Consider the following 5,509-nt stretch of genomic DNA (forward strand, 5'->3'; position numbering starts at 1 on the left):
GGCGTGAGCGCCCCGGCCGTGGTCAGTGCGGTCGCGAGCAGCAGGGGTACGCCGAGCGCGGCGGCCAGCCAGCCGAGCGCCCATCGTGAGGTAAGTCGGGCAAACAGCACAAATGCACTGTAAATGGCGGGTGATGGGTGGTGGGGGTGATTGCAGGGGCCCCCTCCTATACAGAAAGCGTTAAGAAGGGGCCCTTCCTTGCGCCCGGGGCGTGCTCAGCTCAGCTTGGCGGCGGTGTGGATGGCGATCGCGTCGTGGGCCGGGACGTTCGCGGGAAACCAGCCGTTCGCGTCCACGGTGATCACCGGGCCGCTGCACGTCCCGCCCGTGAAGTCGCCGTGGATCACGTCGCAGTACCGGCCGGCGGGGAGCCCGGCGTAGTACGAGCGGCCGGTGATGGCCCCGTCCTCGTCGTTGACCGTGAGGTAGCCCTTGCCGGCGCGGCTGAACGCGATGTGGTTGTTGCCGTTGTCGTACCAGTTGGCGACGCCCGCGCCCTGGGTGGCGTTGTGGAAGCCGACCATGTTGGCGATCACCCGCCAGCGGTGCTCGCACTCCCAGCCGGAGTAGCAGGTGGTGTTCAGGGTCTTGTTGTTGGCGTCGGAGGGCGGGCCGGCGTCCCGGTCGCTGAAGGTGTAGCTGGACATGACCGTGGGCGAGCCGTACGGCCAGGCCAGCATGAAGGCATTGGCCAGGGCGTAGATGCCGCGGTCGCGGTAGGTGAGCACCCCGCCGACGTCGCGCTGGGTGTCGTGGTTGTCCACGAAGACCGCCGCCGGGCCGCTGGGCAGGTGGCCCCACCCCTCGCCGAAGTTCTTCAGGTACGCGAGCCTCTCGCTGCGGAACACCCGGGCCAGGTCCTTGCCGTACCGGAACTCGTGCACGTCGCCGTTGCCGGTGTACTCGATCGGCTGGATCGGCTCGCCCGCGCCGTAGATGACCTCCTGCACGAGGTACGCCGAGCGGGACAGCTTGCCCCTGATGGCGGCGATGTCGGCGGCCGGCATGTGCTTGCTGGCGTCGAGCCGGAACCCGTCGACGCCGAGGGAGAGCAGGTCGTTGAGGTACCCGGCGATCTTCGACCGGACGTAGTCGGACTCGGTGGCGAGGTCGGACAGGTTGACCAGCTCGCAGTTCTGCACCTCGTACCGGTCGTTGTAGTTAACGATGTCGTCGCCGCCGTTGCGCCCGCAGTGGTGGAAGTCCTGCGTCTGGTAGATCCCCGGGTAGTCGTAGTGGCCGTACGGGGAGCCGGCCCAGCCGGTGCCGCCGGCGTCCTGGCCGGACATGTGGTTGATGACGGCGTCGACGATGACCTTCACGCCGGCGGCGTGGCAGGTGTTCACCATGGACTGGAACTGCGCCCGGGTGCCCTTGCGGGACTCGACGCGGTAGCTGACCGGCTGGTACGCCAGCCACCACTGGTTGCCCCGGACGTGCTCCTGGGGCGGGGAGACCTGCACGTAGCCGTAGCCCTTCGGGCCGAGGACGTTGGTGCACTCGCTGGCCACCGAGGGCCAGTTCCACTCGAACAGGTTGGCGATGACCCTCTTCGTGCCGGGCGGTGCCGCGGCGGCCGGGGGTGCCGCCACGGCGGTCGGTGCGAGCAGGCCGGCGATCACGCCCAGGGCGAAGATCGCCGAGCGGCATCGACGTCGATGCATCGGGACTCCTGACGGGGTCGGGGGCGGGGTGAACTGCGGCTTGCCGGCATCTTGCAGCCCGAGTTGAAATTTCCGGAAAGATTACAAGCGTGTTGCAGTGGGTGTCAACGGATGGACGGGCGTCGTTGCGCGGGACGCCTACACGCAGCACAGGGCGGGACGGTTCGAAGGTGCCACGGAAAAAGCTCGGGAAAGTTCACCATCAGGCTGATCCGTTGAACCCGGTGTTCCGTACTCGATGGGGGAGCAGGGTCGGCCGGTGGGGGCGCCGCCGCTACACGATCGAGGAGCAGATGGCTCGGGCACAGCAGAACCAGAAGGCCGCGACCGTCCGTACCACGAGCAGCAGCCGCGGGGTGCGGACCAGGTCCAAGACGTCCATCGCGCTGATGGCCGGGTCGGCGCTGGCGGTCGTCTGGGCCGGTGCCGAGTTGGCCGGCGCCGGCACGATTATGTACGCGTACGGCTTCTTCTTCACTGAGTTCTTCGCCGGGGTCGTCGCCCTGGTGTCGCTCAGCCTCACCGTGATGATGGGCCTGCTGGCCACCGACCGGCTCGTGCTGCTCATCCGGCACCGGGTGCTGCTCCAGTCGGCGCACCGGGCCACCGGCGTCCTCGGCGTCGCCGGCCTGGTGTTCCACGTCATCACGAAGATCGCCATTGGCCGGGCCGGGCCGACCGACGCCCTCGTACCGTTCATCGGGGGACGGGGGCTCTACGTCGGGCTCGGCACGGTGGCGTCGTTCCTCATGTTGACCGTGCTGTGGACCGGCATCATCAGGGCCCGGTTCGTCGGCGTCGGCCCCAAGTGGTTCTGGCGGGCACTGCACTCGATGGCGTACCTGGCCTGGCCGTTCGCGCTGTTCCACGGCCTGAACGCGGGCCGGCCGGCGCAGTCCTGGGTGACCCTGAGCTACCTCGTCTGCGTGCTGCTGGTGGTGATGGCGCTGATGGCCCGGCTCTCCGTGCACCTCGGCAAGCGCAGTCGCGAGCAGCACCAGGCCGCCGCCCTGAACAAGGCGATGGCCGGCAGGCCCGCCGAGGACGGCAAGACGACCACCATGCTGCTCGGCCGCATCAGCCGCAAGCGCGACGACGCCGAGGAGAGGCGGGAGAGCCGACCCGGGCGGGCCCGCGGCACCGGCGGCTGGGCGGAGACCGCCGCCACCACCGGTTCCTGGTCGATGCCGACCGGCACCGCCCGGCGGCGCGACCCCGAGCGGTTCACCGTGCCGGTGGTGCCCGAGCCGGGCACCCTGCGCGAGACGGTACGGGCCACCCGCCGGCGCGGCGACGAGGAACTGGAGACCCCGCCCCGGCGCCGCGAAAGTGAGCTGGAGCCGACCCGACGCGCCGCAGATTCCGCCGCGGAGCGGTCGAGCAGGCGTCGGCGCGACGCGGACGCCCCGGTCTCCAGCCCCCGGCGCCCGCGCTCCGAGGAGGACGTGGCCCCGGTGTCGGGCAGCCGGCGCTCCCGGTACGACGAGGACGTCGCCCCCGTCTCCAGCCCTCGTCGGTCCCGCCGCGAGGAGGACGTGGCACCCGTGTCCCCCGGCCGGCGCTCCCGGTACGACGAGGACGTGGCCCCGGTGTCGGGCAGCCGGCGCTCCCGGCGCGACGAGGACGTCGCCCCCGTCTCCAGCCCTCGTCGGTCCCGCCGCGAGGAGGACGTGGCACCCGTGTCCCCCGGCCGGCGCTCCCGGTACGACGAGGACGTCGCCCCCGTGTCCCCCGGCCGGCGCTCCCGGCGCGACGACGACGACCTCGTCGCCCGGTACTCCTCGCCGCCCCGCAGCACCGACGAGCCCGAGGAGCCGTGGGACAGCCCCCGCCGCTGGGAAACCTCGACGCCCGTCTCCGCCGAACCGATCTCCGCGACCCCGCGCAGCGGCTCCGGTCGGCACAGCATCGACGACGATGTCCCGGAGGAGCCCGACTACTGGCGGCCCCCGGCCCGGTACGTCGCCGAGGACCTGCCCATGGACAACACCCCCACCCTGGTCGACCTGGCCTCCCGGCGGGCGCTGCGGGCCGCCGGGGACAGCCGACCCGGCCGGCGCAAGCGGGACCGGGACCGGGTCAACGCCGACGCGGTCGACGGCGCGTACTGGGCCGGGCTGCGGGGCGAGGCGAAGTGATGCGTAAGACGGTGCCCCCCGTGGCGTGCGTCGGCGAGCCCCGGCTCACCGCCGGCTTCGCCGAGTTCGGCCGCCTCGACCTGATGGCCCACGAGGAGGTGCACGGGCCGATCGGGCCGATGGAGCCGGCCAACCTGCTCCGGCTCGCCGAGGCCATCCAGCTCAAGGGCAAGGGCGGGGCGGGCTTCCCGTTCGCCCGCAAGCTGCGCGCCGTGCTGGAGTCCTGCGAGCGGCAGGACGCCTCCGCCATCGTCGTGGTCAACGCCACCGAGGGCGAGCCGGCGAGCTGGAAGGACAAGGTGCTGCTCGCCCGGGCCCCGCACCTGATCCTCGACGGCGCGGCCCTGGTCGCGTACGCGCTGGACGCCGACGAGATCGTCATCGGGGTCGCCGACGACGACGTGGGCCGGCCGTCGCTGACCGAGGCGCTCCAGGAACGCCGGATGCCGGTGCCCACCAGCATCGTCACCGTCCCGGACCGGTTCATATCCGGCGAGGGCGGGGCGCTCGTCAACGGCATCAACGGGCTGCCGCACATCCCGCCGGGCACCAAGAAGCGTTCCAGCGACTCCGGCGTGAGCGGCCTGCCCACCCTGCTGTCCAACGCCGAGACGTACGCCCAACTCGCCGTCGCCGCCCGGCTCGGCCCGTACGAGTACGCGGCCCTGGGCACCGACGACGAACCCGGCACCCTGCTGCTCACGGTGACCGGCGCGGCCAAGCGGCCGGCCGTCGTGGAGTGCGCCGCCGGCACCCCGTTGCGCGACATCCTCGAACTGTGCGAGGTGCCCGACGGGCCGGGCATCCTGATGGGCGGGTACCACGGCAAGTGGATCACCGCCGAGGCCGCGCAGCGGGCCGAGGTGTCCCGCAAGGGCCTCACCGCCGTCGGCGGCACCCTCGGCGCGGGCATCATCGTGCCGCTGGGCCGGGACACCTGCCCCCTCGGCGAGGCCGCCCAGGTGGTCCGCTACCTGGCCGGCGAGTCGGCTGGGCAGTGCGGCCCCTGCAAGATGGGCCTGCCCGACCTGGCCCGCGCGGTCGACCTGGCCGTCTCCGGCAGCGCCCCGATCGAGATCGTCCGCGCCGCCGCCGGGGACGTGAAGGGACGCGGTGCGTGCAGCCACCCCGACGGCACCGCCCGGTTCGCCCTGTCCGCCATGGAGGTCTTCGCCGAGGACCTGAAGCTGCACACCACGGGCGAGGGGTGCGGCAAGCGGACCAAGGGCGTCATGGGCCTGCCCGGTGCCCCCGACCCCGATCCGAAGAGGCTGACCCTGGACTGGTCCCGCTGCGACGGCCACGGGCTCTGCGCCCACGTCGTGCCCGACTTCATCCGGCTGGACGGCAACGGCTACCCTGCCTTCCCCGCCACTCCCGTGCCGACCTGGCTGCGGGAGGGCGCGATGAAGGCGGTCAAGGTGTGCCCCGAGCTCGCGCTGCGGCTGGTCAAGGCCGAGTAGCACGCCCACCGGGCCCGTCGGACACCGGAGCGCCGTGGCGCCCCGCCCCCGCGCGGCCCGCTACCGAAGGGAGACGCGGATGCGATTGTTCCGCCGCCCGTCACGCCGCCGGACCCGCCCGGGTGGACGGTCGCCCCGCCGACGACGTGCCGGCACAGCCGTCGGCCTGGTCGCCGTCCTGCTGGGTACGGCGTCCTGCGCCGTGGACACCCCTGCGCCGGTCGACCCGGCCGCCGCCGTATCC

General features: G+C 72.5%; 3 protein-coding genes. 2 read left to right on the forward strand and 1 reads right to left on the reverse strand.

The genetic code is table 11. The annotated features are described in order from the left end of the window. Positions 1-215: 215 nt before the first annotated feature. Positions 216-1,664 carry an alpha-amylase family protein gene (locus E1258_RS29295; protein WP_132406815.1) on the reverse strand — a complete coding sequence of 483 codons (1,449 nt, stop codon included), beginning with the start codon at positions 1,662-1,664 and terminating at the stop codon, positions 216-218. A gap of 293 nt (positions 1,665-1,957) precedes the next feature. On the opposite strand from E1258_RS29295, the gene E1258_RS29300 reads away from it, so the two are divergent. Together E1258_RS29300 and E1258_RS29305 are read left to right on the forward strand one after the other, a co-directional pair. After that, on the forward strand, positions 1,958-3,802 hold the full coding sequence (locus E1258_RS29300; protein WP_132406818.1) for a hypothetical protein: 1,845 nt from the start codon (positions 1,958-1,960) through the stop codon (positions 3,800-3,802). Next, positions 3,799-5,265, forward strand: coding sequence for an NADH-quinone oxidoreductase subunit NuoF family protein (locus E1258_RS29305; RefSeq protein ID WP_132406820.1), 1,467 nt, complete (start codon positions 3,799-3,801; stop codon positions 5,263-5,265). The genes E1258_RS29300 and E1258_RS29305 overlap by 4 nt, the downstream gene beginning before the upstream one ends. Positions 5,266-5,509: the final 244 nt, after the last annotated feature.

The organism is Micromonospora sp. KC207 (assembly GCF_004348615.1).
Lineage (GTDB): Bacteria > Actinomycetota > Actinomycetes > Mycobacteriales > Micromonosporaceae > Micromonospora.

Bases quoted from the DNA above. Each gene is read 5' to 3' on its own strand.
- E1258_RS29295 (WP_132406815.1), bottom strand. From the start codon at position 1,664: ATGCATCGACGTCGATGCCGCTCGGCGATCTTCGCCCTGGGCGTGATC.
- E1258_RS29300 (WP_132406818.1), top strand. From the start codon at position 1,958: ATGGCTCGGGCACAGCAGAACCAGAAGGCCGCGACCGTCCGTACCACG.